Annotated in this window: 28 protein-coding genes; 22 read left to right on the forward strand and 6 right to left on the reverse strand. The window is 52.7% G+C overall.

Annotated elements, in window-relative coordinates; all coding sequences use genetic code 11:
* The first annotated feature begins 24 nt into the window (after positions 1–24).
* From AB9F27_RS04020 to AB9F27_RS04035, 4 genes are all read left to right on the forward strand, one after another.
* A complete protein-coding gene (locus tag AB9F27_RS04020) occupies positions 25–1,254 on the forward strand; it encodes an MFS transporter (protein WP_335585320.1) in 1,230 nt (409 codons plus the stop codon).
* A gap of 58 nt (positions 1,255–1,312) precedes the next feature.
* Positions 1,313–1,957, forward strand: a complete 645-nt coding sequence (gene msrA / locus AB9F27_RS04025) for a peptide-methionine (S)-S-oxide reductase MsrA (RefSeq protein ID WP_335585321.1) — start codon at positions 1,313–1,315, stop codon at positions 1,955–1,957.
* A gap of 93 nt (positions 1,958–2,050) precedes the next feature.
* Positions 2,051–2,923, forward strand: coding sequence for a 50S ribosomal protein L11 methyltransferase (locus AB9F27_RS04030; protein WP_335585322.1), 873 nt, complete (start codon positions 2,051–2,053; stop codon positions 2,921–2,923).
* A gap of 102 nt (positions 2,924–3,025) precedes the next feature.
* Positions 3,026–3,376: a hypothetical protein gene (locus AB9F27_RS04035; RefSeq protein ID WP_335585323.1), complete on the forward strand. Its 351-nt coding sequence runs from the start codon at positions 3,026–3,028 to the stop codon at positions 3,374–3,376.
* A gap of 165 nt (positions 3,377–3,541) precedes the next feature.
* On the opposite strand, the gene AB9F27_RS04040 is transcribed toward AB9F27_RS04035, so the two are convergent.
* On the reverse strand, positions 3,542–3,739 hold the full coding sequence (locus tag AB9F27_RS04040; protein ID WP_335585324.1) for a DUF1127 domain-containing protein: 198 nt from the start codon (positions 3,737–3,739) through the stop codon (positions 3,542–3,544).
* Positions 3,740–4,042: 303 nt separating this feature from the next.
* Between AB9F27_RS04040 and ruvC the strand changes: the two genes are divergently transcribed.
* The 17 genes from ruvC (at position 4,043) to folD (ending at position 19,202) form a co-directional block, all read left to right on the forward strand.
* On the forward strand, positions 4,043–4,564 hold the full coding sequence (gene ruvC / locus AB9F27_RS04045; RefSeq protein ID WP_335585325.1) for a crossover junction endodeoxyribonuclease RuvC: 522 nt from the start codon (positions 4,043–4,045) through the stop codon (positions 4,562–4,564).
* Positions 4,561–5,244 (forward strand): Holliday junction branch migration protein RuvA, encoded by a 684-nt coding sequence (gene ruvA / locus AB9F27_RS04050; RefSeq protein ID WP_335585326.1) that lies wholly within the window; start codon positions 4,561–4,563, stop codon positions 5,242–5,244. Before ruvC ends, ruvA begins: the two co-directional genes overlap by 4 nt.
* A 3-nt stretch (positions 5,245–5,247) precedes the next feature.
* A complete protein-coding gene (gene ruvB / locus AB9F27_RS04055; protein WP_335585327.1) occupies positions 5,248–6,285 on the forward strand; it encodes a Holliday junction branch migration DNA helicase RuvB in 1,038 nt (345 codons plus the stop codon).
* Between the two features lie 69 nt (positions 6,286–6,354).
* The gene (locus AB9F27_RS04060) at positions 6,355–6,993 is read left to right on the forward strand and encodes a hypothetical protein (protein WP_335585328.1); all 639 of its coding nucleotides are present in this window, start codon (positions 6,355–6,357) and stop codon (positions 6,991–6,993) included.
* A 57-nt stretch (positions 6,994–7,050) separates the two neighbouring features.
* The gene (gene ybgC / locus AB9F27_RS04065; RefSeq protein WP_039001505.1) at positions 7,051–7,443 is read left to right on the forward strand and encodes a tol-pal system-associated acyl-CoA thioesterase; all 393 of its coding nucleotides are present in this window, start codon (positions 7,051–7,053) and stop codon (positions 7,441–7,443) included.
* Positions 7,444–7,555: 112 nt separating this feature from the next.
* Positions 7,556–8,251, forward strand: a complete 696-nt coding sequence (gene tolQ, locus AB9F27_RS04070; RefSeq protein ID WP_335585329.1) for a protein TolQ — start codon at positions 7,556–7,558, stop codon at positions 8,249–8,251.
* Position 8,252: 1 nt separating this feature from the next.
* Positions 8,253–8,729 carry a protein TolR gene (tolR, locus tag AB9F27_RS04075; protein WP_335585330.1) on the forward strand — a complete coding sequence of 159 codons (477 nt, stop codon included), beginning with the start codon at positions 8,253–8,255 and terminating at the stop codon, positions 8,727–8,729.
* Between the two features lie 9 nt (positions 8,730–8,738).
* Positions 8,739–9,791, forward strand: coding sequence for an energy transducer TonB (locus AB9F27_RS04080; RefSeq protein WP_369755018.1), 1,053 nt, complete (start codon positions 8,739–8,741; stop codon positions 9,789–9,791).
* Between the two features lie 2 nt (positions 9,792–9,793).
* Positions 9,794–11,110, forward strand: coding sequence for a Tol-Pal system beta propeller repeat protein TolB (gene tolB, locus AB9F27_RS04085; RefSeq protein ID WP_335585332.1), 1,317 nt, complete (start codon positions 9,794–9,796; stop codon positions 11,108–11,110).
* 69 nt (positions 11,111–11,179) lie between these two features.
* Complete coding sequence (pal, locus tag AB9F27_RS04090) at positions 11,180–11,692, forward strand: peptidoglycan-associated lipoprotein Pal (protein ID WP_335585333.1); 513 nt, start codon at positions 11,180–11,182, stop codon at positions 11,690–11,692.
* Positions 11,693–11,695: 3 nt separating this feature from the next.
* Positions 11,696–12,541 carry a tol-pal system protein YbgF gene (gene ybgF / locus AB9F27_RS04095; protein WP_369757571.1) on the forward strand — a complete coding sequence of 282 codons (846 nt, stop codon included), beginning with the start codon at positions 11,696–11,698 and terminating at the stop codon, positions 12,539–12,541.
* Complete coding sequence (tilS, locus tag AB9F27_RS04100) at positions 12,538–13,809, forward strand: tRNA lysidine(34) synthetase TilS (RefSeq protein ID WP_369757572.1); 1,272 nt, start codon at positions 12,538–12,540, stop codon at positions 13,807–13,809. The genes ybgF and tilS overlap by 4 nt, the downstream gene beginning before the upstream one ends.
* Before the next feature lie 82 nt (positions 13,810–13,891).
* A complete protein-coding gene (gene ftsH, locus AB9F27_RS04105) occupies positions 13,892–15,814 on the forward strand; it encodes an ATP-dependent zinc metalloprotease FtsH (protein WP_335585036.1) in 1,923 nt (640 codons plus the stop codon).
* Between the two features lie 67 nt (positions 15,815–15,881).
* The gene (locus AB9F27_RS04110; protein WP_335585035.1) at positions 15,882–16,106 is read left to right on the forward strand and encodes a DUF6500 family protein; all 225 of its coding nucleotides are present in this window, start codon (positions 15,882–15,884) and stop codon (positions 16,104–16,106) included.
* 149 nt (positions 16,107–16,255) lie between these two features.
* On the forward strand, positions 16,256–17,932 hold the full coding sequence (locus AB9F27_RS04115; protein ID WP_335585034.1) for a formate--tetrahydrofolate ligase: 1,677 nt from the start codon (positions 16,256–16,258) through the stop codon (positions 17,930–17,932).
* A 60-nt stretch (positions 17,933–17,992) separates the two neighbouring features.
* A complete protein-coding gene (locus AB9F27_RS04120; protein WP_335585033.1) occupies positions 17,993–18,319 on the forward strand; it encodes a chorismate mutase in 327 nt (108 codons plus the stop codon).
* Positions 18,300–19,202 (forward strand): bifunctional methylenetetrahydrofolate dehydrogenase/methenyltetrahydrofolate cyclohydrolase FolD, encoded by a 903-nt coding sequence (folD, locus tag AB9F27_RS04125; protein ID WP_335585032.1) that lies wholly within the window; start codon positions 18,300–18,302, stop codon positions 19,200–19,202. The genes AB9F27_RS04120 and folD overlap by 20 nt, the downstream gene beginning before the upstream one ends.
* Here the strand turns inward: folD and AB9F27_RS04130 are convergent.
* Both AB9F27_RS04130 and AB9F27_RS04135 read right to left on the reverse strand, forming a co-directional pair.
* Positions 19,199–19,996, reverse strand: coding sequence for a crotonase/enoyl-CoA hydratase family protein (locus AB9F27_RS04130; protein ID WP_335585031.1), 798 nt, complete (start codon positions 19,994–19,996; stop codon positions 19,199–19,201). The genes folD and AB9F27_RS04130 overlap by 4 nt on opposite strands.
* An 87-nt stretch (positions 19,997–20,083) precedes the next feature.
* A complete protein-coding gene (locus AB9F27_RS04135; protein ID WP_039001494.1) occupies positions 20,084–21,394 on the reverse strand; it encodes an ATPase in 1,311 nt (436 codons plus the stop codon).
* A 153-nt stretch (positions 21,395–21,547) separates the two neighbouring features.
* Between AB9F27_RS04135 and AB9F27_RS04140 the strand changes: the two genes are divergently transcribed.
* The gene (locus AB9F27_RS04140; RefSeq protein WP_369757573.1) at positions 21,548–23,224 is read left to right on the forward strand and encodes a hypothetical protein; all 1,677 of its coding nucleotides are present in this window, start codon (positions 21,548–21,550) and stop codon (positions 23,222–23,224) included.
* Here AB9F27_RS04140 and AB9F27_RS04145 read toward each other — a convergent pair.
* The 3 genes from AB9F27_RS04145 to AB9F27_RS04155 are packed head-to-tail and all read right to left on the reverse strand — an operon-like array spanning position 23,171 to position 25,113.
* Positions 23,171–23,674 carry a prepilin peptidase gene (locus AB9F27_RS04145; RefSeq protein ID WP_335585029.1) on the reverse strand — a complete coding sequence of 168 codons (504 nt, stop codon included), beginning with the start codon at positions 23,672–23,674 and terminating at the stop codon, positions 23,171–23,173. The two genes, AB9F27_RS04140 and AB9F27_RS04145, sit on opposite strands and share 54 nt — an antisense overlap.
* Before the next feature lie 2 nt (positions 23,675–23,676).
* Entirely contained in the window at positions 23,677–24,531 is an 855-nt protein-coding gene (locus tag AB9F27_RS04150; RefSeq protein ID WP_369757574.1) for a tetratricopeptide repeat protein, read from the reverse strand.
* Between the two features lie 18 nt (positions 24,532–24,549).
* Entirely contained in the window at positions 24,550–25,113 is a 564-nt protein-coding gene (locus tag AB9F27_RS04155) for a tetratricopeptide repeat protein (RefSeq protein ID WP_369757575.1), read from the reverse strand.

Raw genomic sequence — 25,113 nt, forward strand, 5'->3', positions numbered from 1 at the left:
CAAATTTCTGCGTAGGAAAATCGAATGAAAACTTACCCTCTCGAAAACGTGGATCAACTTCCCGTATGGCGCCGCCCCATTGCCTATTTGGTTTTGACGGCGATTGCGCTTCCACTGGCTTTTGCGACGTGGTCCGCGCTGCTAAATAACTTCGTTATCGAGGTCGCTCAATTTGATGGTGCCGATATCGGTATGCTCCACTCAATTCGCGAAATTCCTGGCTTTTTAGCTATTGGCGTGATCGCCGTCTTACTGTTTGTGCGCGAGCAGGTTTTGGCGATGGTCTCGCTCATCCTGCTTGGAGTCTCGACAGCGGTTACGGCGTATTTCCCAAGCCTTGGCGGTATTCTGATGATTACCTTTCTGAGTTCTGTTGGGTTCCATTATTTCGAGACGGTCAATCAATCGCTGCAACTTCAGTGGCTTTCAAAAGAGCGCGCACCAAGAATCCTTGGTATTCTCGGGGCTGTGGGATCAGCGGCGACTTTGGTGTCCTACGGGCTGATTGTCCTGTTGTGGGAGCCGTTGGCGCTCACGTATAACATTGTGTTCCTGCTGTCGGGAGGCAGTTGCGCGTTGATTGCCCTGTATTGCATGTTTGGCTTTCCGCAGTTTGAGAACAAAGTGGTGCAACGCCGCGAGGTCGTTTTGCGCAAACGCTATTGGCTCTATTATGCGTTGGAGTTTTTTGCGGGTGCGCGTCGGCAAATCTTTGTTGTTTTTGCGGGCTTCATGCTGGTTGAACGCTTTGGCTTTGACGTGCACGAAGTGACGGGGCTCTTTATGATTAACCTTGTCGCCAATATTGCTCTGTCCCCCATGTTTGGCGGGTTGGTTGCGCGTTTTGGCGAGCGGCGTATGCTTTTGATTGAATACACGGGCCTCGTTTTGGTGTTTCTTGCTTATGGCGGTATCTATTTCTTCAATTGGGGCGTGCTTTTGGCGATGGTGCTTTATGTGGTCGATCACATGTTGTTTGCGTTGAAATTGGCGCTCAAAACCTATTTCCAGAAAATCGCAGACCCAAGTGATATTGCCCCAACGGCCGCTGTTGCCTTTACGATCAATCATATTGCGGCGGTGTTTTTGCCCATTCTACTTGGCCTGTTATGGGTCGTGTCTCCGGCCGCCGTGTTTTTTGCCGCCGCAGGGATCGCATGCGGCTCGTTCCTCCTCGCGCTGCTCATCCCGCGCCATCCCACACCTGGATATGAAACGGTTTTTTCTGGACGTGACTTGGCAGTGGCAGAGTAGCAATTACGTTACATCGCTCCTATATTGACGATATACGGAATAGAAATGGGAGCGCGTCATGTTTGGTACGAAAAAAGAGACAATGGTGAAAGAAGACCGTGCGCTTGCGGGACAAGAAGCACCGGTTCCCACTGCGGATGTTCATTTTCTCTCTGGTATTCCCCTCAATTCTGACGTGCCGGAGGGCATGGAAGAAGCCATGTTTGGCATGGGATGTTTTTGGGGCGTTGAGCGGATCTTTTGGCAAATCGAGGGCGTTTACCTGACGATGGTTGGCTATTCCGGCGGCTTTACCGAAAACTGTACGTATGAGCAGGTTTGCACCGGACAAACTGGCCACAATGAGGTTGTGCGGATAATCTTTGATCCCAAGAAAATCTCCTATGAAACCCTGCTTCAGCATTTCTGGGAAGGCCATAACCCAACGCAAGGCATGCGTCAGGGCAATGATCGCGGCACACAGTATCGCTCTGGGATTTACACGTTCAATGCAGCGCAAGCTGAAAAGGCCGAGGCCAGCATGGCGGTCTATGAACATCGTTTGCGGCGCAACGGGCACGGTGCGATTACCACTGAAATTCTGCCCGCGAACACCTTCTATTTCGCGGAAGGATATCATCAGCAATACCTTGAGAAAAATCCAAGTGGGTATTGTGGCATCGGCGGAACAGGGGTGACATGCCCTATCGGTGTGGCCGTCTAGGCGGGATTGATCAACGCGTCTTGACCCGTGCGGGACAAGACCTTACGCCGGAATAGAACAGAAACCAATTGGCGTATTCTGCACGAGGACCTTATGGCCACTTATACCGCACTCACAACGCTCAACGGCAAAGCCGCAGCGACTTCGCTTGGCGAAGCCATGGAGAATATGACGTCTGAACCCACGGGTGTAGGCGTGTTCGAAGTTGAGGACGGGTCTGGTTTTTGGGAAGTTGGGGGCTATTTCACCGAGATGCCCGATGTGACCGAATTGGCATTGCTTGAGACAATGTCGGGTGCAAAACCATTTGTCGTATCTGAGGTGCCAGACGTCGACTGGGTTGCACATGTGCGTCGCGAGTTGTCGCCCGTTAAGGCGGGCCGCTTTTATGTCTACGGCACCCACGATGCGGATACGGTTCCTGAGGATTCCATTCCTTTGTTGATCGATGCCGCGATGGCCTTCGGAACGGGCCACCACGGCACGACGTTGGGGTGCCTTCGGGCACTGGATGGCTTGGCGAGCGGTGGTTTTGTCGGCAAAAATGTGGCGGATATCGGGTGTGGAACCGCCGTGCTCGCTATGGCCGCCGCGCGCATTTGGCCTAACAGGGTGATGGCGAGCGATATCGATCAAGTTGCGGTCGACGTTGCCATGACCAATGTGCGCTCTAACGACCTTTTGGAGCAGGTGCAGTGTGTCGAAGCTGCGGGCTTTAATCATCCAACACTTGTAGCGAAAGCACCCTATGATTTGGTGTTTGCAAACATCCTCAAGGGCCCTCTTATTGGCCTCGCGCCTGACATGAAGGCTAATATTCAAGCGGGGGGCTATGCGATTCTCTCGGGGATTCTGAACGAGCAGGCAGATTCTGTGGTCGAGGTTTATGCACAGAATGAGTTCAATCTTATCTCTCGCACCGAGATTGTTGAATGGACCACTCTTTTGCTCCAGAAAAAAGGCTGAGGTGAGGGTGAAACTCCCTGATTTTGCCTTATTCGCCTTGATTTTGCCACATTTCACCTTGAGAATAACATTGTTGGTGGGGGCCAACTGACGGAGCCGGATATGGCTGATGCAAATATGCAAGATTTTGCCAAGCGTGTGTCTCGCATTAATAAGCGTAAACACAAGCAGGCCAGAAATGGCTCTACGTTGGTCGTGGACGATGACGGCCTGATTGCGACGCGTACGCTCCGCCGTACCCCTCGTTTTCCTTGGCGTGGTGTTTTTCTAACGCTTGCAGTCTTTTTCGTTCTTAAAGGGATGTTGCTTGCGCACCTTGGCGCGGCTACCTACGACGCTCGCGTTGCCAAGCTTGAAGCGGGAACTGCCTTTGAAAAGGTCGGTGCATTCGCCATGGCGGCCGATCCGGTCACCAAAATGACGGCGGAAACTATCGGGAAATACTTAAAGTAATATGTGCCGGATTCGATTGGTGTCTCTCTCGATCCTTCAGTTTTACTTCGAAAAAGCCGCACCATGGCCTCTGGTGCGGCTTTTTCTATTTGAGGAGTCAAAAACGCAAAAAACCCGCGCTATCCTAAAATAGACGCAGGTTCTCACCGTGAGTGTTGTCGTTTTTTAAATGCGTTCGATGTCTTGGCGGCAAAGGCCGATGTCGTCCAATTCGCGGTCGGAAAGTTTTCTCAGTGCATTGCGTGTTGCGCGGGTGTCGTTCCAGTCAGCGAATGTTCCGAAAAGAGTTGCGAGGGCGCCGAAAACGCGACCACCAATTGAGGCGCCGTTTGCGATTGTTCCGGAAGAATATGTAACAGCCATGCTAGGCATCCTTTTTTGTGTGTATTGATGATTTCGTTTTATCTTGAATGGCAAATAGGGTTATTAAATCGCCCAAACAAGTGGCGACACCCGCATATCCCGCATGCGTTTTGTGCATAGCTGAAACCTTGGTGGTCAAAAACGGGCGGAAACCCCTGTAAACGCTACGAAAACGATGTGTCTTCTGGGCATAAAAACAAGGTTCGTGCGGCAATCTCTTGGCAAATGTTCGCGTTTCGTGCTATTGCTGGCCGCAAGCGATAATGGCGGCAAACGCCAAATCCAGAGCAGACAGGATGTAATATGCGTGTATTGGGAATCGATCCCGGTCTTAGGAATCTTGGATGGGGCGTTATTGATGTCACGGGGGTGCGCCTGTCACATGTGGCAAACGGGGTTTGTACGTCGGATGCAAAGGCCGAATTGGCGGAACGTTTATTATCCTTGCACAGCCAGTTGACGCGCGTCCTTAAGCAATACGCCCCAGATACAGCGGCCGTTGAGCAAACCTTTGTGAATAAGGATGGCGCGGGCACCCTTAAATTGGGTCAGGCGCGCGGTATTGCGATGTTGGTTCCTGCTCAAGCGGGTTTGCCCGTTGGCGAATATTCCCCAAACAAAGTAAAGAAAACCGTTGTCGGGGTTGGCCATGCCGACAAAGGGCAGGTCGCGCATATGGTGTCTATGTTGTTGCCGGGATGTGTTCTTGCGGGGCCTGATGCCGCGGATGCTCTTGCGATTGCGATCTGTCATGCTCATCATGCACAATCCGCCAACCATTTGGAAAAAGCAGTGAAACGTGCAGAGCGACAGGGGGCCGCATGATAGGCAAGATTTCAGGGCGTTTGGAATATCGCAGCACCGATCATGTGATGATCGACGTGCGCGGCATTGGATATTTGGTCTATGTTTCTGAGCGCACTTTGGCCGCGTTACCACAGGTCGGCGAAGCAGTTGCGCTCTATACGGAGCTTTTGGTGCGCGAAGATTTGTTGCAACTTTTTGGCTTCACAAGCTTGGTTGAAAAGGAATGGCATCGTTTGCTTTTGTCTGTGCAAGGAGTTGGGGCTAAGGCGTCCTTGGCGATTTTGGGCGCCCTTGGGCCCGAAGGCGTTGGCCGCGCGATTACGCTGGGCGACTGGAATGCCGTTAAAGCCGCGCGAGGCATTGGGCCAAAAACCGCACAGCGTGTTGTTTTGGAACTCAAAGACAAAGCGCCAAATGTGATGGCACTGGGCGGGTCGTTGTCGATGGCGCAGGGCACCGTTGCGCCAGTTGTGGATGCGGACGATGATGTCGTGATCGAGACTCCGAAAGCCACTTCATCGGTACCTGTTCGAAATTTTGCTGCGGCGCAATCCGAGGCGCTCTCGGCGTTGACCAATTTGGGGTATAATCCCAGCGAAGCCGCGCGAGGCGTGGCGCAGGCTGCTATGGACACTCCTGACGTTGAAACGCCCGACCTTATTCGCGCAGCGCTGCGCCTGCTTGCTCCGAAGGGCTAGACTATGAGTGATGTGTTCCAACCCGACCCAGACTTGCGGCCAGAAGTGCGTCCCGAAGATACGGACCGCGCATTGCGTCCTCAAATCCTGGAAGAATTTATCGGCCAGGCGGAAGTTCGGGCAAATCTTCGAATTTTCATCGAAAGCGCAAAACAGCGTAACGAAGCAATGGATCACGTCTTGTTTCACGGCCCTCCCGGTTTGGGCAAAACTACGCTTGCCCAGATTATGGCGCGCGAGTTGGGCGTGAATTTCCGCATGACGAGTGGGCCTGTGCTGGCAAAGGCAGGTGATCTTGCGGCCATCCTCACCAATCTTGAGGCCAAAGATGTTTTGTTCATCGACGAAATTCACCGATTAAATCCGGCTGTTGAGGAGGTTTTGTATCCAGCGCTTGAGGATTTCGAGCTTGATTTGGTGATTGGCGAAGGGCCCGCGGCACGTACTGTCCGTATTGAGCTTCAGCCGTTTACGCTTGTCGGGGCGACCACCCGCATGGGGCTTTTGACAACGCCGCTACGCGACCGATTCGGCATTCCGACGCGTTTGCAATTTTATACCGTCGAGGAATTGCATGAAATTGTGACCCGTGGCGCAAGGCTTTTGCATGTCCCGACAGAACCCGATGGGGCAATGGAGATCGCGCGGCGCGCACGCGGGACACCAAGGATCGCAGGACGGCTTTTGCGCCGCGTTGTGGACTTTGCGCTTGTTGAAAACGGTGGCAAGATTACCCGCAAGCTCGCGGATCATGCACTGACGCGGCTTGGGGTGGATCACCTCGGTTTGGATGGTGCGGATCGTCGCTACCTTAAGCTCGTCGCCGAAAATTATGGTGGGGGGCCAGTAGGCATTGAAACCCTATCGGCGGCGCTGTCTGAAAGTCGCGACAGCTTGGAAGAGGTCATTGAGCCGTTCCTCCTTCAGCAAGGTCTGATTCAGCGCACGCCACGCGGACGGATGCTGGCTCAAAAAGCATGGACCCACCTTGGGCTAAATGCGCCCCTCCCCCCAGGGCAAACGCAAATGTTTGACGACTAAAGCTTGCATTGCTGCCCTTGAAAACATATCCCAATCTCGGTTCAATCCGATGTCAAAGGGAACGATGTGATGACCTCACCTGAAGATATTTCGGCGCTGTTTCAGCGAAACGGTGCTTATGGGTTTTCCCGTTGGGGCAGGCCTATCGCGCCCGTTGTTTTTGGGGTTGAAGACGAAACACTGGCCGTGGTGAAGGGCGCTCTTGAAGCAGTCACCGCGCTTGCGCGGCACGACATTGTGGAAACGGACCCAGAGTTTGGGTCTAACCTGTGGGTGTTTTTCCTACGGGACTGGGACGAACTTAAGGGCGTGCCAGATATGGATGGCCTTATCCCCGAAATGGATGCGCTTTTGCCGCGACTGACCAATGCCAACGCCAATCAGTATCGCTTTTTCAGGTTTGATACCCACGGCGCGATCAAAGCTGGTTTCCTATTTTTGCGAATGGATGAGGCCCTCTCGCAAATTCCAGCCGACGTCCTTTCGCTTGGTCAGATGGTGCAAATGATACTGCTGTGGGGCGATCAGGCTTTTGCCACGGCGTCCCCTTTGGCAATCCACCCTGATACGGGTCACACAGTTTTACGGCCCGAAATCGCGCAGATTATCCAAGCGGGATACGACCCGATCCTTCCCTCCGTCGCAACCGACAGCAGTCATGCGCTTCGCCTTTTTGCACGGATTCCGCCTACGTCTTCAGTTGTCTAATCCATTAAGCGTTGGCATGGTGCATTTTGCCCTGCCGCCAAAACCTGTGAGTGCCGAATGATTCATCGCTTCCCATTGCGCGTTTATTACGAAGACACCGATTTGGCGGGCATTGTATATTATGCGAATTATTTGAAGTTTATCGAGCGCGCACGATCAGAATTCGTCCGCGACCACGGTATTGATCAGGTAAGTTTAAAGGAAGAAAAAGGCGTGGTTTTTGCCGTACGCCGCCTTGAAGCGGATTATCTGGCACCAGCTTTATTTGACGATGTTCTCACGGTCGAAACTTCGTTGGAGGCGGTCACTGGCGCACGGATGGCAATGGCGCAAGACGTTAAGCGTGGCGATACGATTTTATTCACGGCACTTGTAACATTGGTTGCAATTCGCCTGTCGGATGGGGCCCCAACGCGATTACCGGCGGAAATTCGCCACATCGCCTCCTAATTATGCGTCATTTTTGGCGTGCTGTTTGCAAATCATAGCTTTTCCTGTGGGAGTGCTATAAAACATCAACTAATCAGAGCCGGAACACCGGCCTTTATAAACGAGCAGGCATATGGAAACAGATACCCTTGCGATGGCGCAGGAGATTGATTTCTCCTTCATGGCGCTTTTTTTACGTGCAACTTTCACCGTAAAACTTGTGATGATCCTTCTGATTATCGCGTCTTTTTGGTCGTGGGCGATCATTATTCAAAAATCCATTGGATTTAAGCGTGCGCGTGGAGAATCTACCGACTTTGATCAGGCTTTTTGGTCGGGCGAACCTTTGGACGAGCTCTTTGACCAAATCGCAGGCGACCCAAAAGGGTCTTCGCAGAAGATTTTCTCAGCAGGAATGTTAGAGTGGCGGCGGTCGCATCGTCAGGATGGCGGCTTAATCGCAGGCGCGCAGGCACGGATTGACCGCTCCATGGATGTGGCGATTTCAAAGGAAAGCGAATCTCTTACGCATGGTCTGTCGTTCTTGGCTACGGTCGGCGCGACGGCACCTTTTGTTGGGCTTTTTGGTACAGTTTGGGGCATTAAAAACGCCTTTGAGGAAATCGCGATGCAGCAAAGCACGAACCTAGCAGTTGTTGCGCCCGGGATTGCGGAGGCGCTTCTTGCTACCGCACTTGGCCTACTTGCGGCGATTCCAGCGGTTGTGTTTTATAACAAGCTGTCTGCCGATAGCGATCGGATCGTGTCAAGTTATGAAGGTTTTGCAGATGAGTTTGCGACCATTCTAAGCCGTCAGTTGGATAGCTGATATGGGCGCTGGAGTGGTGCAAAGTGGTGGCGGTGGCGGACGACGCGGCCGTCGCGGCCGTGGTCGATCCAAAGCAATGGCGGAAATTAACGTTACTCCGTTTGTGGATGTGATGTTGGTTTTGCTGATCATTTTTATGGTCGCGGCGCCAATGTTGACGGTTGGTGTGCCAGTGGAGTTGCCCAAAACGGCGGCGAAAGCCTTGCCGAGCGAGCAGGAAGAACCCCTGACAATCACCCTGACAGCAGAGGGGCAAGTTGTACTCATGAGTACGGAAATCGCCCGTGAGGACTTGCTCACCAAGCTTATCGCAATTGCGGAAGAGCGTGATGATAACAAGGTGTTTTTGCGTGCAGACGGCAGTATTCCCTATTCAGACGTGGTCCAGATCATGGGTGCGCTGAATGCTGGCGGGTTCAACAATATCGGCCTAGTAACCGAGACGGGCGGGCCCCGTTTGAACGGCAACGACGGATAACGGTACAACGTGAAAACCGGCTTCTATACTTCAGGCACTGCGCATGCAGGCATAATAATATGGCTTCTTTTGGGGGGCCTGTTTTTGCGTGCCGAGGATTCACCTACGCTTGAAAACACACAGGTTTCTCTTTTGACGTCAGAGGAGTTCGCGGCGTTGTCGCCACCCGAGCTTCCGGCCGCAACCGGTGCTCAGCCTAGTCAGCCGGAGGCCGCGACGCCCGATGCACCAGAGCCGGCGGCACCAGACGAACCCATTCAACCCAGCGCGCCAACGGTTGTGGATGATCAGCCCCCATCAACTATTCAATCGCCAGACCCCCTTGTGGTGCCGCTCGCCCCAACGGCACCCACCGCGTCTCCACGGCCATCGCAGCGTGTCGCCCCGCAACCTGTTGTGAATGAAACCCCTGACGCGGCGGTGGATGACATTCCCCAAGAGGCCATAGAATCTGTCGATGAACCGGCGCAAATCCCTGAACCTGCGCCAGAGGTTGAACAAACGACCGCCCCCGAGGAGACAAGTGACCGTATCGTTTCCGAAGCCGTGGCTCCCCCCGCTTCTGCGCCAGCCTCTTCCGCGCGCCCTCCCGCGCGCCCAGAACGGCCAAAACCTACCCCCACGGTTACGCCGACACCGACGACGCCCCCAGCGCCACCGTCCACCCAAAACGCGGATATTATGGCGGCCTTGAATGAAGCAAATGTAGCGCCAGTGACGCAATCCGCTCCAAGTGGTCCCCCCTTATCTGAAGGGGAGAAAGACGCGTTGCGCATCTCGGTTTCCGAATGTTGGAATGTTGGTACGCTATCAAGTGAAGCCTTGCGCACGATTGTAATTGTTGGTTTGGATGTGGGATTGGACGGCAAGCCTGTTAGCAGTTCCCTGCGTATGATTTCGTTTAGTGGCGGTGGACAAGCCGCTGCAAACCAAGCCTTTGAGGCGGCACGTCGCGCAATTATTCGGTGCGGTGCCAAAGGTTTTGATCTTCCGGCCGAAAAATACGATCATTGGAAAGAAATTGAAATTACGTTTGACCCAGAAAAGATGAGGAATAGATGACTATGTTCCGTAAATTAACTATGTTGGTTGCCCTCACTTTTGCGAGCGCAATTACACCCGTTTTGGCAGAACCCCTGCGGATCACAATTGATCAGGGTCAGATTGAGCCCATGCCAATTGCGGTGCCAAACTTCATCGGCGAAAACGCGGCGGCGACGGATATTGCCACGCAAATCAGTCGTGTCGTTGTCAGCGATTTGGAAGGAAGCGCCTTGTTTCGGGAAATCCCGCAAAGCGCGTATATTTCCCAAGTCACTAGTTTCGCCAGCCCGATCCAATATTCGGATTGGCGCGCGATCAACACCCAAGCCCTTGTAACGGGGGCGGTGAGCGTCAACGGATCAAGCCTTACTGTGAAGTTTCGTCTGTTTGATGTCGTAACAGGGCAAGCGCAGGGTGAGGGACTTCAATTCGTTGGCACCACAGATAGTTGGCGTCGGATGGCCCACAAGGTTGCGGATGCCGTCTATAGCCGGATCACGGGTGAAGGTGGATATTTTGACAGTCGCGTTGTTTATGTTGCCGAAAGTGGCCCTAAGGATAACCGTAAAAAACGGCTTGCGGTGATGGATTATGACGGGGCGGGCGTTCAATATTTGACCAATGATTCCTCCTTGGTGCTTGCGCCGCGTTTTTCCCCAACGGGTGATCGCGTCCTTTATACGTCCTATGACTCTGGCTTTCCGAGGATTTACCTTTTGGATGTGGCCACTGTGGGGCGCAGTCTCCTCGAAAGCCAAGAAGGCAGTATGAGTTTCGCACCGCGTTTCTCGCCAGATGGCCAAACGGTCGTCTATTCCCTTTCACGGGGGGGCAATACAGATATTTATTCGCTCAACCTTGCGTCAAGAGTGCCGACACGCCTGACCAATACACCCGCAATTGAAACAGCGCCGAGCTATTCGCCTGACGGGAGCCAGATCGTGTTCGAGAGCGACCGAAGCGGTGGGCAGCAGGTTTATATTATGTCGTCCAACGGCGGTGAAGCGCGCCGGATCAGCAAGGGGTCCGGTCGTTATGGTACGCCGGTGTGGTCTCCGCGTGGTGATTTGATCGCCTTCACCAAGCAAGATGGGGGCCGCTTCCACATTGGTGTTATGCGCACGGATGGCAGCGAAGAGCGGTTGTTAACAACGTCGACTCTTGATGAGGGGCCTACTTGGTCGCCAAACGGGCGTGTGATTATGTTTACCCGCGAAACCTCCGGTGCAAGTGGAACCGCGGCGCTCTATTCCGTGGATGCAACTGGGCGTAACCTTAAACGGATAAGCACCCCAGGGGCGGCAAGTGATCCCGCATGGTCACCGCTGTTGAAATAAGGCGGCGAAGCTGAAATAACGAGGGAAATGCAAAGGGATCCCCTTTGTAAAAACGAAGTGGAACTTCTAATGGTACATATTTCGAAAGTGGTTTTGCTGATTGCAGTCCTTGGGCTCGCGGCATGTAGCAATAAAAATGCAGACGCGTTAGGAAGCGGTGGCTATGGCGACGGTTCAAGCACCAGCGGTGGCTATGGCGATGCAAATGATCCGCGCAGTGTGGCCTATTTCAACACAACGATTGGCGACCGCGTTCTATTTGCCGTGGATCAAAGCACCTTAAGCGAACAGGGGAAAGATATTCTAACGCTTCAAGCCCGTTGGTTGATGGAAAACACGGCCTATACCGCGATCGTACAAGGGCACGCGGACGAACAAGGCACGCGTGAATACAACCTTGCACTTGGCGAGCGTCGTGCAAACGCCGCACAGCAATTCTTGGTGTCACAAGGCGTTTCAAGCAGCCGTCTGCAAGTGGTGAGCTATGGCAAAGAACGCCCAATCGAGATTTGTTCCCAGGAAAGTTGTTACGCGCTCAATCGCCGTTCTGTCACCGTTGTAGCCGCTGGTGCTGGAGTCTAGCGCATGCGGTATCAGATTGGTTTTTCAACATCTCGTAGGGCACTGACAGGTATTGTTGCAGCTTCGTTCCTGAGCTTTGGAATGGGTGGGGTTGCCGCAGCACAGGATCAGACCCTTGCCGACATCCGTCAGGAACTTTCCGTTGTTTATGTAGAAATACAAAAGCTTAAGCGGGAATTGTCCACGACGGGTGGTGCAAATGGTGGCCAGAACAATGGCAGTTTGATTGAGCGAATTGAGACCCTAGAGGCCCAGCTGCAAAGTGTAACCGCACGTTCAGAAGAGATTGAATTGCGGCTTGACCGGGTTGTCACGGATGGCACCAATCGGATTGGGGATTTAGAATTCCGGATTTGTGAGCTTGAACCAAAATGCGACATCGGTAGTTTGACATTGGGCAGCACATTGGGCGGCGATACGTCGGCTGTGAATACGGCTCAGGCACCTACAGATAGCGTGCAATTGGCGGTTGGTGAAGAGGCCGACTTTGCAGCGGCGAAAGCGGCGATGGACGCCGGAAATTTCACTGACGCCGTGGAGAAATTCGACGCTTTCACCACGAACTATCCAGGTAGCAGACTGTCGCAGGAAGCCCATTTTTTACGCGGGACATCCTATGAATCCCTGTCGGAAACCTCTTCAGCCGCGCGGGCTTTTCTGGCCAGTTTCTCCGGCGATCCCAACGGAGCGTTTGCGCCAAAAGCCTTGCTTAAGCTGGGCGTTTCTTTGGGTGCGCTTGGCCAAACAAATGAAGCCTGTTTGATGCTTGGCGAGGTCGAAACACGCTTCCCGTCCTCCGAAATCGTAGGCCAAGCGCAATCATCTTTGAGTGGTTTGGGCTGCAGTTGATCGAACCCGAACTTCACGACAAAGAATTGCAAAAGGCGCTGGCAGAAAAGCTGGCGCCTTTTGTCGGTCGTACCCTTGGGCTCGCAGTTTCGGGTGGTTCGGATTCGAGGGCATTGCTTGAATTAGCTGCGGATTGGGCACGCGAAACCAACAGCGAATTGCTGGTTGCGACGGTTGACCACGGATTGCGTAAAGAGGCGCGAAACGAAGCTAAGTGGGTTGGGGAAATTTGCGCACAACGCGGGATTCCGCATGACATTTTGGTTTGGGACAATTGGGACGGTCAGGGCAATTTGCAAGCACAGGCCCGCCGCGCGCGCTATCATTTAATCGCAGAGTGGGCCGTTGCCGGCGGGGTAGCAACCGTTGCCCTCGGGCATACCGCCGACGACGTCGCCGAGACGTTTTTGATGCGTCTTGCACGTTCCTCTGGTGTCGACGGACTCGCGCGTATGCGGTCGGAGTTTGAGCGAGAAGGAATGCTCTTTACGCGTCCACTCCTATCAATGCGCCGCGAGTCGCTGCGAATGTTTCTTCGGGAACGTGGTGCGACATGGTTCGAGGACCCCTCTAACCAAGATTCCAGATTTGAGCGGGTGAAAATGCGCTCCGTTTTGCGGGAATTGGAAGCCTGCGGGCTAGAAACAAAAAAAATAACGCAGGTAGCAGAAAATTTAAAACAGGCTTCAATCGCATTGAAAACTTACGCGGCCAAGGAAGCCGAAGCAGCGATGAAGGTTGAAGATGGCGACGCGTTGCTCGACTGGGAGCAGCTCAAAAAAATGCCAGAGGACATCCAAAGGCGCTTGCTTATCGGTGCACTTTCTTGGGTTTCTCCATCTGAATACTCTCCACGTTCGCGGGCATTGACGCAAGTATTTGCGCAGCTTACTGACCAAGGAACGAGTACGCTTTCTGGCTGTATTTTGACCTTGAAGTCCAATGAAATAAGGATATTTAGGGAGCTTTCTGCGGTCTCGGAACCCGTTGAGACACATGGAAGTGCCGCGTTTGACTGGGATAATCGTTGGCATATTTCTGGAGGATTTCCAGAACATGCTAGGGTCGGTGCACTCGGCGAGCAGGGCCTCGCTGCTTGCCCCGAGTGGCGTGCATCTGGGCGCAAGAGGCAGTCGCTCCTGTCCTCTCCATCGGTATGGGTCGGCGCAGAACTCGTTGCGGCGCCACTGGCCAAAAAGCACAAATACTTGGTGGCGACACCTCTTCGTGATAAGGAAGATTTGATCAGAATCCTTTTATCGCATTGAAGATTTCGCTGTGATCCTTATTTTAGGTAGGTGACGACGCTCGGATTCTACCGTTCTGTTAATTTTCGTAAGGAGATGTCCCTTGGGCAACGCTCGAAGTTTCGCTTTTTGGATCGTTTTGGGTCTGCTTTTTATTGCATTGTTCCAGCTTTTCAGCGGCAATCAAACGACACTGTCTAGCAGTGAGTACGCCTATTCGGATTTTGCCGTTGCGGTTGAGGCCGGTCAAATCACGCAAGCAAAAGTTGATGGCGAACGCGTCACCTTTGTTGGGCTAGATAATAAAGAGGCTTGGGCGATTATTCCTAAGGACGCTGAAGTTACGAAAATGCTTCTTGATCAAGGCGTCGAAGTAACCGCCGTTTCTCAGGAAGCCTCATCGGTTAGTCGTATCATTTGGCTGTTTGGTCCTGTCATTCTCCTGATTGGTTTCTGGTTCTTTATGATGAACCGTATGCAAGGTGGCGGCAAAGGCGGCGCGATGGGCTTTGGCAAATCCAAGGCCAAAATGCTGACCGAGAAATCAGGCCGAGTAACATTTGATGATGTTGCAGGTATTGACGAAGCTAAGGAAGAGCTCGAAGAAATCGTAGAATTCCTGCGAAATCCACAAAAATTTAGCCGCTTGGGTGGTAAAATTCCTAAAGGTGCTTTGCTTGTGGGCCCTCCAGGTACCGGTAAAACATTGCTAGCGCGTGCGATTGCGGGCGAAGCGGGTGTGCCTTTCTTCACCATTTCGGGTTCTGATTTTGTTGAGATGTTTGTCGGCGTGGGCGCAAGCCGCGTGCGCGACATGTTTGAACAGGCCAAAAAGAACGCACCTTGTATTGTGTTTATTGACGAAATTGACGCGGTTGGGCGCCATCGTGGTTCCGGCCATGGCGGCGGCAATGACGAGCGCGAGCAAACTCTCAACCAACTTCTGGTCGAGATGGATGGCTTTGAAAGCAACGAAGGTGTGATCCTTCTTGCCGCGACAAACCGTGCCGATGTTCTGGACAAAGCACTAACACGCCCCGGTCGTTTTGACCGCCAAGTTCAAGTTCCAAATCCAGATATCAAAGGTCGCGAGAAAATTCTGAATGTTCACGCTGCTAAAGTCCCTGTTGGCCCCGACGTTGATCTGCGGATCATTGCGCGCGGTACTCCAGGTTTCTCTGGGGCGGACCTTGCTAACCTTGTGAATGAGAGTGCCTTGATGGCCGCGCGCATTGGGCGCAATTTTGTGACCATGCATGATTTTGAAATGGCCAAAGACAAAGTTATGATGGGCGCGGAGCGTCGCAGCATGGTTCTGACGGCGGATCAAAAAGAAAAAACGGCCTATCACGAGGCTGGCCACGCGATCGTGGGGATTACGTTGCCGAAATGTGATCCGGTTTACAAGGCCACAATTATTCCACGTGGTGGCGCTTTGGGCATGGTGATGAGTCTTCCCGAAATGGACCGTCTGCAAATGTTTAAGGACGAAGCCAAGCAACGCATTGCCATGACGATGGCAGGGAAAGCCGCCGAGATTTTCAAATACGGCGCGGATAGTGTTTCCAGCGGTCCCGTAGGCGACATCATGCAGGCGACAGCTTTGGCGCGCGCCATGGTCATGCGCTATGGCATGTCCGATAAAGTGGGCAATATCGACTATCAGGAGGCGGCAAATGGGTATGATTCCATGGGCGGTGTCGGCGGGTTCTCGGTTTCTGCGGCAACAAAAGAATTGATCGAAAGCGAAGTTAAAGTGCTGATCGATGAGGGCTATGCCACTGCGGTGCGTATTATCGAAGAGCGCGCCGAAGATTTTGAACGTTTGGCGCAAGGGTTGCTTGAGTACGAAACCCTAACGGGTGAGGAAATAGCCCGCGTTGTGCGCGGCGAGTCACCTCATGTGAGCGACGACAATGATGACAAGTCGGACAAAGGTTCCAAGCCAAGTTTGACAGCAGTTCCAAAAACGAAACCGAAAAAGCCAAAGTTGGACGGTGGTATGGAGCCAGAGCCATCAGCTTAGTTTTTCACCCATAAGATTTTAAACGCCACGGGAATTCTCGTGGCGTTTTTTTTGGAAAGAACACTTTATGCACGCCGGCCTACGCGCAAAAATTATCACAGTTTGCACCCAAAAAATTGCGCAAAAGGGCGAAGGCGTCGGCCTATCGTTCTATGCATTTTTCGCCAATCGAAATGACGACCCTGTCAGATTGATGGAGGCCGCGACGTGGTGGATTGAAACTCACAAGCTGGATCATTTTGAAAAAGCGACAAAAATTCTGGCCATGGCGATCGCAGAATCCGAAGCGTGAGCGAAGCTTTCTTCCACTCAATGGCCCCAATCTTTCCCATGTGAAACAAATCACGGCGCTTTCTATGGGGGATATGTCGGAATTGCGCCTGTGGCACCGGTTCTGGCAAGGTATAGCAGTTGTGAAGCACCCTTGAACCAGAGGCCATAATGACTTTCAAAACCGACATTCAGATTGCACGCGAAGCCAACAAGAAACCAATACAGGAAATTGGCGAAAAACTTGGCATTCCAACAGATCATCTTTTGCCTTTCGGTCATGACAAAGCCAAGGTCAGCGCCGACTTCATCAAAGGCCTCAAGGGTAAAACTGACGGCAAACTCATCCTTGTGACCGCGATTAATCCGACTCCGGCGGGCGAAGGTAAAACCACAACGACCGTTGGCTTGGGGGATGGCCTCAATCGTATCGGAAAGAAAACCGCAATCTGTATTCGCGAGGCATCGCTGGGTCCGTGCTTTGGGATGAAGGGTGGCGCCGCCGGTGGTGGCTATGCGCAGGTTATACCAATGGAGGATATGAACCTCCATTTTACGGGCGATTTCCATGCCATAACGTCGGCCCACAACCTGTTGGCGGCCATGATCGACAACCATATCTATTGGGGCAACGAACTTGAAATCGACGAGCGTCGTGTGGTTTGGCGCCGCGTTCTCGATATGAATGACCGTGCCCTACGCGACACCGTGACGTCATTGGGTGGGATTGCGAACGGTTTCCCACGCCAAACAGGTTTTGACATTACGGTGGCGTCCGAAGTCATGGCGATCTTGTGTTTGGCCACGGATTTGAAGGATCTCGAAAAACGTCTTGGGGATATTATTGTCGCTTATCGTCGGGATCGCACACCCGTTTACGCACGGGATCTTAAGGCGGATGGGGCGATGACCGTGTTGTTGCAACAAGCGATGCAACCCAACATTGTTCAAACGCTCGAAAACAATCCAGCCTTTGTTCATGGTGGCCCGTTTGCGAATATTGCACATGGCTGTAACTCGGTTATCGCCACCACTACGGCCCTAAAACTGGCCGATTATGTTGTGACAGAAGCTGGATTCGGCGCGGACCTAGGTGCCGAAAAGTTCATGAATATCAAATGTCGCAAGGCGGGCATTGCGCCTGATTGCGTCGTATTGGTCGCCACAGTGCGCGCCATGAAAATGAATGGGGGCGTCGCCAAAGGCGATCTTGGCGCGGAAAACGTCGAGGCTGTGGAGCATGGCTGTGCGAACCTAGGACGCCATATTGGCAACATGAAATCCTTTGGGGTGCCCGTCGTCGTTGCAATCAACCATTTCACAAGCGACACAGACGCTGAAATCCAAGCGGTCAAACACTATGTCGCGTCACAAGGTTCTGAAGCGATTCTCTGTAAGCATTGGGAAAAGGGCTCTGCGGGAATCACTGAACTGGCAACGCGTGTCGCGGAGATTGCGGATGCTGGTATCAGCCAATTTGCGCCACTATATCCCGACGACCTTCCACTGTTTGAAAAAATAGAGCGGATTGCAAAGTCAATTTACCGCGCCGACGAAGTCCTTGCGGACAAGAAAATTCGCGACCAACTGCGCACATGGGAAGATGCTGGATTTGGCCATCTCCCAATATGTATGGCAAAAACACAGTATAGTTTCTCAACCGACCCAGATTTGCGCGGTGCACCTGTGGGTCATTCTGTGCCTGTACGGGAAGTTCGGCTTGCGGCGGGAGCTGGGTTCATCGTCGCGATTTGCGGGGAGATCATGACGATGCCCGGTCTGCCGCGCGTGCCGTCCGCAGAGACGATAAAACTCAATCCCCAAGGGGAGATTGAAGGGTTGTTTTAGACGCATTGAGGGTGGGCGCGTATTGGCGTATGAGAAGGCGACCTAAACTATGGAATGCCCATGCGCGACCCAAAAAACTGTAAAAACATGACGGAATTGCGCGTCGAAATCGATGCGCTGGACCGTGAATTGGTCTCGAAACTGGCGTTACGGTTGAAGTATATCGACCGTGCCGCCGAGATCAAAATGCGTGATGGCCTGCCGGCAAACATCCCCGCTCGAGTCGAAGATGTCGTTGAAAAAGTCACGTCACAGGCTCGGGTTGCTGGCCTTGCGCCAGCACTCGCAGAATCCATATGGCGCGAAATGATCGGGTTTTCGATTGCCCGTGAAGAAGCCGTTCTAAACTCACCCAAGGAGAGCCCCGATGACAGCAACGTTGATTGATGGCAAAACATTTGCAGCCGAAGTGCGTCAGAAAGTGGCCACCCACGTAACCCGATTGCGCGATGAAAATGGCATTACACCGGGGTTGGCCGTTGTGTTGGTTGGCGAAGACGCTGCGAGCCAAGTTTATGTGCGCGCTAAGGGAAAAATGACGACCGAAGTTGGCATGAATTCCTTTGAGCACAAGTTGGCAGTGGATACCCCTGAAGGCGACTTGTTGGCGCTGATTGCGAAGCTAAATGCCGATCCTAGCGTGAATGGCATTTTGGTCCAGTTGCCGCTTCCTGCGCATTTAAACGAGGATCTGGTGGTCAATTCCATTGATCCTTCCAAAGACGTCGATGGGTTTCATATTTCCAATGTTGGGCGTTTAGGAACGGGGCAAAAATCTATGGTGCCTTGTACGCCGCTCGGCTGTTTGATGATGTTGCGCGAGTTCCACGGTTCGCTTTCTGGTTTGAACGCTGTGGTCATTGGGCGCTCAAATATTGTGGGCAAGCCTATGGCGAGCCTACTTCTTGGGGATAGCTGTACGGTAACAATCGCCCACAGTCGCACGAAGGATTTACCAAGTGTCGTCCGAGCTGCGGACATCGTTGTGGCCGCCGTTGGGCGGCCAGAGATGGTAACGGGGGATTGGATCAAGAGGGGCGCAACTGTGATTGATGTGGGGATTAACCGAATTCCTGCCCCTGAAAAAGGCGAGGGCAAGACACGCCTTGTTGGCGACGTGGATTTTGCGTCGGTCAAGGAAGTTGCTGGCGCTATTACACCGGTGCCGGGGGGTGTTGGCCCCATGACGATTGCGTGCTTGCTTGCAAACACACTGACAGCAACCTGCCGCGCGAACGGGCTAGCTGAACCTGAGGGGCTGACGGCTTAGACGGGGTCTTTATAGTTCGCTTTTCGGCCCTCTAACCCAGCCATGATGGCCTCCATCTGGTTGGGTGTACCTAAGAGTTTTGCTTGTGCTACAGATTCCGCCATGAGTACGTCAGGTACACTCGCATGTTCGATTTCTGTAATTAATTCCTTGGCAACACGGATAGCATCGGGGTTTTTGGTCGCAATATCACAAGCGATCTCAAGTGCGCGGGCTTTGGGATCATCGTTGATTTCGGTGATGAAGCCCGCGTTCAGTGCTGCATTGCCTTCAAAAACCTCAGCGGAATATATGTATTTCCGGATAAGGTCTGCGCGGGCGAGTTGCGGCAGAAGGGCCATGCCTCCCATGTCGGGAATGAGCCCCCATTTTCCCTCGCGGATCGAAAACTTACTGTCTGGCCGTGCGATCCGCATGTCTGCGCCGAGCATAATTTGAAAGCCGCCGCCATAAACGTGCCCATGCACTGCGGCGATCACAGGCATCGGCAAGTCGCGCCAGACCATAGTTGCGCGTTGGAAAAGGTTGCTGTCTCCGTGGGTACGCGCCGTAATGCCACCAGTTTTGAACATTTGCGCAACGAGCGTACCAAATGTGGATGTATCAAGGCCCGCACAGAAGGACGGGCCGTCGCCGCATAAGACTACCGCGCGAATGTCTTTGCGGTCCATCAATGCTTCACCCGTTTCGACAATCGCTTGGATCATTTCCAGATCAAGCGCGTTGCGTTTTTCTGGACGACAGAGCGCAACAATCGCGACAGGCCCATCAATCGATAGGGATACACGTTTCATTATAGCATTCTCCTTTGACATTCAGGGAGAAGATTGCCGTGGTTTCAACCTTTTTCCAAGCCCTTCCGCGAGGGAAGGGCCAAGCTGTTAGTGAATAATCGCCTCGTCTTTTACGAACATATTGGCCCATGCGCGGTCGATCAGGTCGGGGGACATCTGATAGGGTATCCCCTCAAACTCGCAAATCGCGATCATTTGGTCGATCAGGAAGATAGGCTGATAGTTGGCATAAACGTTGTCGATTTCGGGATATTTCTTTTTCAACAAATGCACCAATGCGGCTTCATCAAGAGGCATCTTACGGCGACGTGCCATCATGGCAAAAATCTTGATGTAATCTTCTTGGTCGGGACCATCAATTTTGATTTTAAAGAAGATCCGGCGCAGAGCCGCTCTATCGAAAATCTCGTTCGGGTGGAAGTTGGTTGAGAAAATGACCAGCGTGTCGAAGGGAACCTCAAATTTTTCGCCCGATTGTAGAGATAGGATATCTTTGCCCTCTTCAAGCGGCACAATCCAACGGTTGATGAGAGCCTGTGGTGACTCCTCTTGGCGTCCAAGGTCGTCCACAATAAAGACGCCGCCCGTGGATTTAAGCTGGAGAGGCGCTTGATAGGTGCGGGAAGTTGGGTTGTAGACAAGGTTGAGCATGGAGAGAGACAACTCGCCACCGGTGATAACCGTGGGGCGCTCGCACCGCACATAGCGTGTGTCAAAACGGTTGGAGGCACGTCGCAGCGAGTTTGGATCCTCCTCCTGCGCTTCTGCAGCACTGTGCACAATCGGGTCATAGACCGTGATCACCTGACCGGCATATTCAATGGCGCGCGGTACGAAAATTTTGTCGCCAAGCGCGTCGCGAATCCCGTTCGAAATCGAGGACTTCCCGTTGCCAGGAGGGCCATACATCAGGATTGAGCGCCCAGAACTCACCGCAGGCCCTAGTTGATCAAGGAGCGTTGGCGGTAGGATCAAATGCCCCATTGCGCCGTTCAGTTGCGCCCTGTTGATCATGATATTCCTGATCGATTGGCGTTTGACCTGTTCCTGATAGACCGCGAGGGGGACCGGCATGGCGCCATAATATTCGGACTGGCTTAGAGCATCTAAGGCACGTGCTTTACCCTGATCGGTTAGTTGGTAGCCCATTTCATTGCCCGAGTTGGCGTGAAGGGTCCCTGTCGCTTCAAGTAAGCGTTGCTCGCGGGCCATATCCACCAATTCTTGGGTGACGGGCATTGGGAGGCACACAGCCTTGGCAATTTCAGACACCATTTCGATATTCTGCCGAAACAGCGTTTTTAGAAGTATGTCGCGCATCATCACAGGCGAGAGGTTCATCTCGTTGAGACGTTTTGGGGCGGGGGGGGCAACAACACCCGTGGATTCATAAGACATTTGAAATACCTGTTTGTTTGCCAATTGGTTAGAACTGCTCTTTTTGTGGTGATTCTACCGCGCTTTGTAGGAATGACCACAAAAATCGCGCAGGAGGTTTTGCAAGACGTATGGTCTGCAGCTAGTGTTGCTTAAAAGTTAACGCAGGCACCCATGAAACAAATTAATTCAATTCTCCTTTTTACGATTTTATTCGCAGCCACAATTGTCTTTTCAGGCCTGACCCTTGCCAAGGGGGGCATGTATTTGGGGAAGCACGAATCCGACATCCTCCATCTCTTGGATATTTTACAGCGATTAAGATTGGGTGGGGAAATTCACACTGATATTCAAACGCCCATCGGGGTTTTTGCGTTCGCGCCGGTACTTTGGGTGGCTAATTTTGACGTTGGTTTTGGGATGAGCTTCGCAATCGTTCAATTGGGGCTCGCACTTTGTTTGTTACCCGCTCTTGTTTGGATTGGCGTTTCGCGACTTGGGCCGGTTGGCGCGGTGTTTTTTGGCGTGAGTATCCTTGCGATTGCGACCTCGATGGTTGGCGGGCAAACCGATACATCCTCCTCTATATCGGTGCATTACAACCGGTGGGCTTGGGCCCTTGCCCTGACAGGTCTTGCTCTTGCTGTTTTGATGCCGCGCATACCCTCGCCTAGAGCGAGCATGTTTGAAGGGGCGGTCATTGGGGTCATTATGGCCGTTTTGGCGCTCTTGAAGGTTACGTTTTTTCTGGGGTTCGCCATACCTGTAGTGGTTGGCCTTCTTTTGCACAAAAATAAAAAGGGCCTCGGCGTTGCCATTTTGGCTGGCCTCGGTGTCGTTGCGGCGACAACCTTGATGATGGGGGCCACATTTTGGGGTGCCTATTTTGATGATTTGATGCGGGTCGCCACGTCTAAAAATCGGCCGTTTCCCGGTGAAAGTCTTATGACTCTTGTGACCGCTCCGCAGTATTTGGCAACGTCAATTGTGGCATTTATAGCCTGCGTTACGCTTCGGCAGTCAGGGCAAGGCAAAGCGGCCCTTCTCCTTCTGATTTGCTTGCCGGGCTTCTATTACATCACTTTCCAGAATTTCGGTAATGATCCGATTTGGCTCATTTTCCTCATGGTTTTCCTTATGGCCAACCGTCCGGATCGGGATTTACGCAATGGAATGGGCTGGAGTATGCGAGGGGTGGCGGCGATTATGTCTGGCGCAGCGCTTGCAATTGTTGCCCCTGTTTATCTGAACATCCTGACGAGTAGCTTGCACCATTACGCCGTAAACACAGCCTCCTACGCACCCTTTCTTCCGATTGTCGCTGCGGACATTCAGACAGCAAATATCCGAAGCCAATCCGTTTCAACCCTTCAGAGGGAGGATGGCGGTGCGAGTGGCCTTGAAGGGTTTGTTTCGGAGCCTCTTGAAAAGGAACCACGCATGTTAGGTGGGATAGTGTTCCCCGAGTGTCAGAACCAAACGGGTGTGGTCGCGACAGTTCATGCGATTTCGGGTGCGATTTCCCAGATTATTCCCGCGAAGGGCGGGGCACTTTATGTGGCCGACGTGATTTCGGCGCATTGGATCGAAGCGGGGATGACGCCCGCCAAAGGTTCGGCACCGTGGTACTATGGTGGGCTTCCGGGGTTTGAGAACGCTGAGTTCCTTCTTGTTCCCAAATGCCCCGCGCTTCTGTCGGTACGCAATGCCATGCTCGCGGAAATCCAAGCCCACGAGAAGGTTTTGTTGACGCCCTTGGATGAAACGCCGCTTTATGGGTTCTTTCGGATCGACGTCTTAGACGTTGAAAAAAGCAGCAAGTACGAGGTAGAGCGCGAGCAAAAATCCTAGAGAGATCCCCGCAGGGAACTCTTTTTTGCGATGCCAACTTTCCCATTCGGGCGCGAGTTTTTTCGCCAAAGGCGAAGCACGCACAAGCCGGTGCGCAACAAATCCGACGAGCAAACAGGTTGCGAGTAAAATCGTAAATTTCGGGATATCCGCTCGCGCAACGAAAGGGGAAATCGCGGCGAATACCTTTGCGTCTCCTGCGCCCACTAAACCTATGCTTGCGGCAACAAAGCCCACGACGAGCATAACTAGCCCCTGCATCCAGCCGGAAAAATAGACGTCTAAAGGCAGAACAAAATAGCCGACAACCGCGTAGATCGCGACCAACGCTAGGACGGCTGTATTGCGAATTTTCATGTACTTAAGATCGCTAAACATGACCCAGACACAAATGGGCAGGACGAAAGGCAAGAAGACTTTCGCCGCGCTAGCGGAAAGTGCTAAATCCAAAGTTAAGCGCCACCTTCTAGGGCAGTCAGGGATCGAACCGCCGCTTCGAAGTGCTGAGGATGGGTATCAATCGATTCCTTGAGGAGACCTTTGCCAGTAGCCGCATCCCCTTGCTTGACGGCAGTAAGGGCCATCGTGTGAAGCAACAAAGCACGTTCTTCTTGGGTCATGGGGACAATAGGCATTTCGTAATTGCGCTGTGCGCCCCGAGCCAATACCAGATTATTTTTGGCAGTAAACAGTTTGGTGTCATAGGAAATTGACTCGCCAAAGAGCTTTTCGGCCCGAGCATAATTCCCACGGGTCAGCATTGAGTAGCCCCAGTTATTCAAAACATTTGCCGGTGTCGTTGTCAGTCCAACCGCGGTTTCATAGTAACTATCTGCTTTGGTCCACTCTTTGTTCGAGTCCGCGACCATAGCTTCGAGGCGATACCGTTTAAAAGTTTCGACTGTGGGGGAGACTTGATCCAGCACAACTTCGGCTTCATCCCACTTATTGGATCGGATCAGCGCGTCAGCGTAATCAACCTGATCGGTGCTTGTCCCTTCACTGCTTGCAACAACGGTTTTCCAGCTGCTCAAAGATTCATCGGGTTTCTTGGCACGCACCAAGGACACCGCAAGGCCCCGATGGAAATCCATCCGACTGGGGTCGCTGAGGACGGCTTTTTTGTAATAGAGAACGCCTTCATTTGGATCTGCAACCGTCAACATGATGTCGTTCAGGTTGCTCTCGTCAATGACGTTAATGTCTTTTATCGCACGTTTGACATCGGCTGAATTCGACGAGTCTTCACAGGCGGCAAGAGCTATTGCACTGCTCAAGCACAGCGTTAGAAAAATTGGATGGCGCATTTTTGCGTCCTTTACTGCTCAATTCTCTCGTGGAGTCGCGAGGAGTAAATAGCTGCTGCTACCACGCCGAACCAACTCGTAATTACTTACATCTTCCTCAGCATAGGTCGTATTGTCAATTTTTTCGAGCGCTAAGCGAAGATTTTTGCGAATTGAGTCGCTTTCGCCACTATCCAAGGCATAAGCCGTTTGGAATACGCGGCTGGCTTCACCCGTTTGGCCCGTTTCCATCAGGACAACCCCGAGGTTGTTCCATGCGGGAACGAAAGTCGGATCCTTCTTCACTGCTTGTCGCAACAGTTTTTCAGATTGCCCCAATCGGCCAAGACGCAGGTTCACCGAACCAAGCGCGCTGAGCACATCTATGGTCATTCCCTGCTCGGTGGCGGCGCGTAAATAGGCTTTGAGGGCGAGTTCATATTCGCCAGCTTCCATCAATCGGTGTCCTACGAGAAGGCCATCTACGCCGTTTTCGGAGCTAACACCGGGAGCGAGAGTACCATTCACGCCAGAACCGCCCGTGGGATCACAGGCGGTTAAGAAGAGGCTGGCAAAGAGGAGAACAAATTTCGTGGCTGTCAT

The organism is Falsihalocynthiibacter sp. CO-5D18, assembly GCF_041205445.1.
In the GTDB taxonomy this organism is placed as follows: domain Bacteria; phylum Pseudomonadota; class Alphaproteobacteria; order Rhodobacterales; family Rhodobacteraceae; genus Falsihalocynthiibacter; species Falsihalocynthiibacter arcticus.

What these genes read in the sequence shown, in the direction of transcription:
- AB9F27_RS04020 (WP_335585320.1), top strand. Translation starts at nt 25, where the DNA reads ATGAAAACTTACCCTCTCGAAAACGTGGATCAACTTCCCGTATGGCGC.
- msrA (WP_335585321.1), top strand. Translation starts at nt 1,313, where the DNA reads ATGTTTGGTACGAAAAAAGAGACAATGGTGAAAGAAGACCGTGCGCTT.
- AB9F27_RS04030 (WP_335585322.1), top strand. Translation starts at nt 2,051, where the DNA reads ATGGCCACTTATACCGCACTCACAACGCTCAACGGCAAAGCCGCAGCG.
- AB9F27_RS04035 (WP_335585323.1), top strand. Translation starts at nt 3,026, where the DNA reads ATGGCTGATGCAAATATGCAAGATTTTGCCAAGCGTGTGTCTCGCATT.
- AB9F27_RS04040 (WP_335585324.1), bottom strand. Translation starts at nt 3,739, where the DNA reads ATGGCTGTTACATATTCTTCCGGAACAATCGCAAACGGCGCCTCAATT.
- ruvC (WP_335585325.1), top strand. Translation starts at nt 4,043, where the DNA reads ATGCGTGTATTGGGAATCGATCCCGGTCTTAGGAATCTTGGATGGGGC.
- ruvA (WP_335585326.1), top strand. Translation starts at nt 4,561, where the DNA reads ATGATAGGCAAGATTTCAGGGCGTTTGGAATATCGCAGCACCGATCAT.
- ruvB (WP_335585327.1), top strand. Translation starts at nt 5,248, where the DNA reads ATGAGTGATGTGTTCCAACCCGACCCAGACTTGCGGCCAGAAGTGCGT.
- AB9F27_RS04060 (WP_335585328.1), top strand. Translation starts at nt 6,355, where the DNA reads ATGACCTCACCTGAAGATATTTCGGCGCTGTTTCAGCGAAACGGTGCT.
- ybgC (WP_039001505.1), top strand. Translation starts at nt 7,051, where the DNA reads ATGATTCATCGCTTCCCATTGCGCGTTTATTACGAAGACACCGATTTG.
- tolQ (WP_335585329.1), top strand. Translation starts at nt 7,556, where the DNA reads ATGGAAACAGATACCCTTGCGATGGCGCAGGAGATTGATTTCTCCTTC.
- tolR (WP_335585330.1), top strand. Translation starts at nt 8,253, where the DNA reads ATGGGCGCTGGAGTGGTGCAAAGTGGTGGCGGTGGCGGACGACGCGGC.
- tolB (WP_335585332.1), top strand. Translation starts at nt 9,794, where the DNA reads ATGTTCCGTAAATTAACTATGTTGGTTGCCCTCACTTTTGCGAGCGCA.
- pal (WP_335585333.1), top strand. Translation starts at nt 11,180, where the DNA reads ATGGTACATATTTCGAAAGTGGTTTTGCTGATTGCAGTCCTTGGGCTC.
- ybgF (WP_369757571.1), top strand. Translation starts at nt 11,696, where the DNA reads ATGCGGTATCAGATTGGTTTTTCAACATCTCGTAGGGCACTGACAGGT.
- AB9F27_RS04110 (WP_335585035.1), top strand. Translation starts at nt 15,882, where the DNA reads ATGCACGCCGGCCTACGCGCAAAAATTATCACAGTTTGCACCCAAAAA.
- AB9F27_RS04115 (WP_335585034.1), top strand. Translation starts at nt 16,256, where the DNA reads ATGACTTTCAAAACCGACATTCAGATTGCACGCGAAGCCAACAAGAAA.
- AB9F27_RS04120 (WP_335585033.1), top strand. Translation starts at nt 17,993, where the DNA reads ATGCGCGACCCAAAAAACTGTAAAAACATGACGGAATTGCGCGTCGAA.
- folD (WP_335585032.1), top strand. Translation starts at nt 18,300, where the DNA reads ATGACAGCAACGTTGATTGATGGCAAAACATTTGCAGCCGAAGTGCGT.
- AB9F27_RS04130 (WP_335585031.1), bottom strand. Translation starts at nt 19,996, where the DNA reads ATGAAACGTGTATCCCTATCGATTGATGGGCCTGTCGCGATTGTTGCG.
- AB9F27_RS04135 (WP_039001494.1), bottom strand. Translation starts at nt 21,394, where the DNA reads ATGTCTTATGAATCCACGGGTGTTGTTGCCCCCCCCGCCCCAAAACGT.
- AB9F27_RS04140 (WP_369757573.1), top strand. Translation starts at nt 21,548, where the DNA reads ATGAAACAAATTAATTCAATTCTCCTTTTTACGATTTTATTCGCAGCC.
- AB9F27_RS04150 (WP_369757574.1), bottom strand. Translation starts at nt 24,531, where the DNA reads ATGCGCCATCCAATTTTTCTAACGCTGTGCTTGAGCAGTGCAATAGCT.
- AB9F27_RS04155 (WP_369757575.1), bottom strand. Translation starts at nt 25,113, where the DNA reads ATGACAGCCACGAAATTTGTTCTCCTCTTTGCCAGCCTCTTCTTAACC.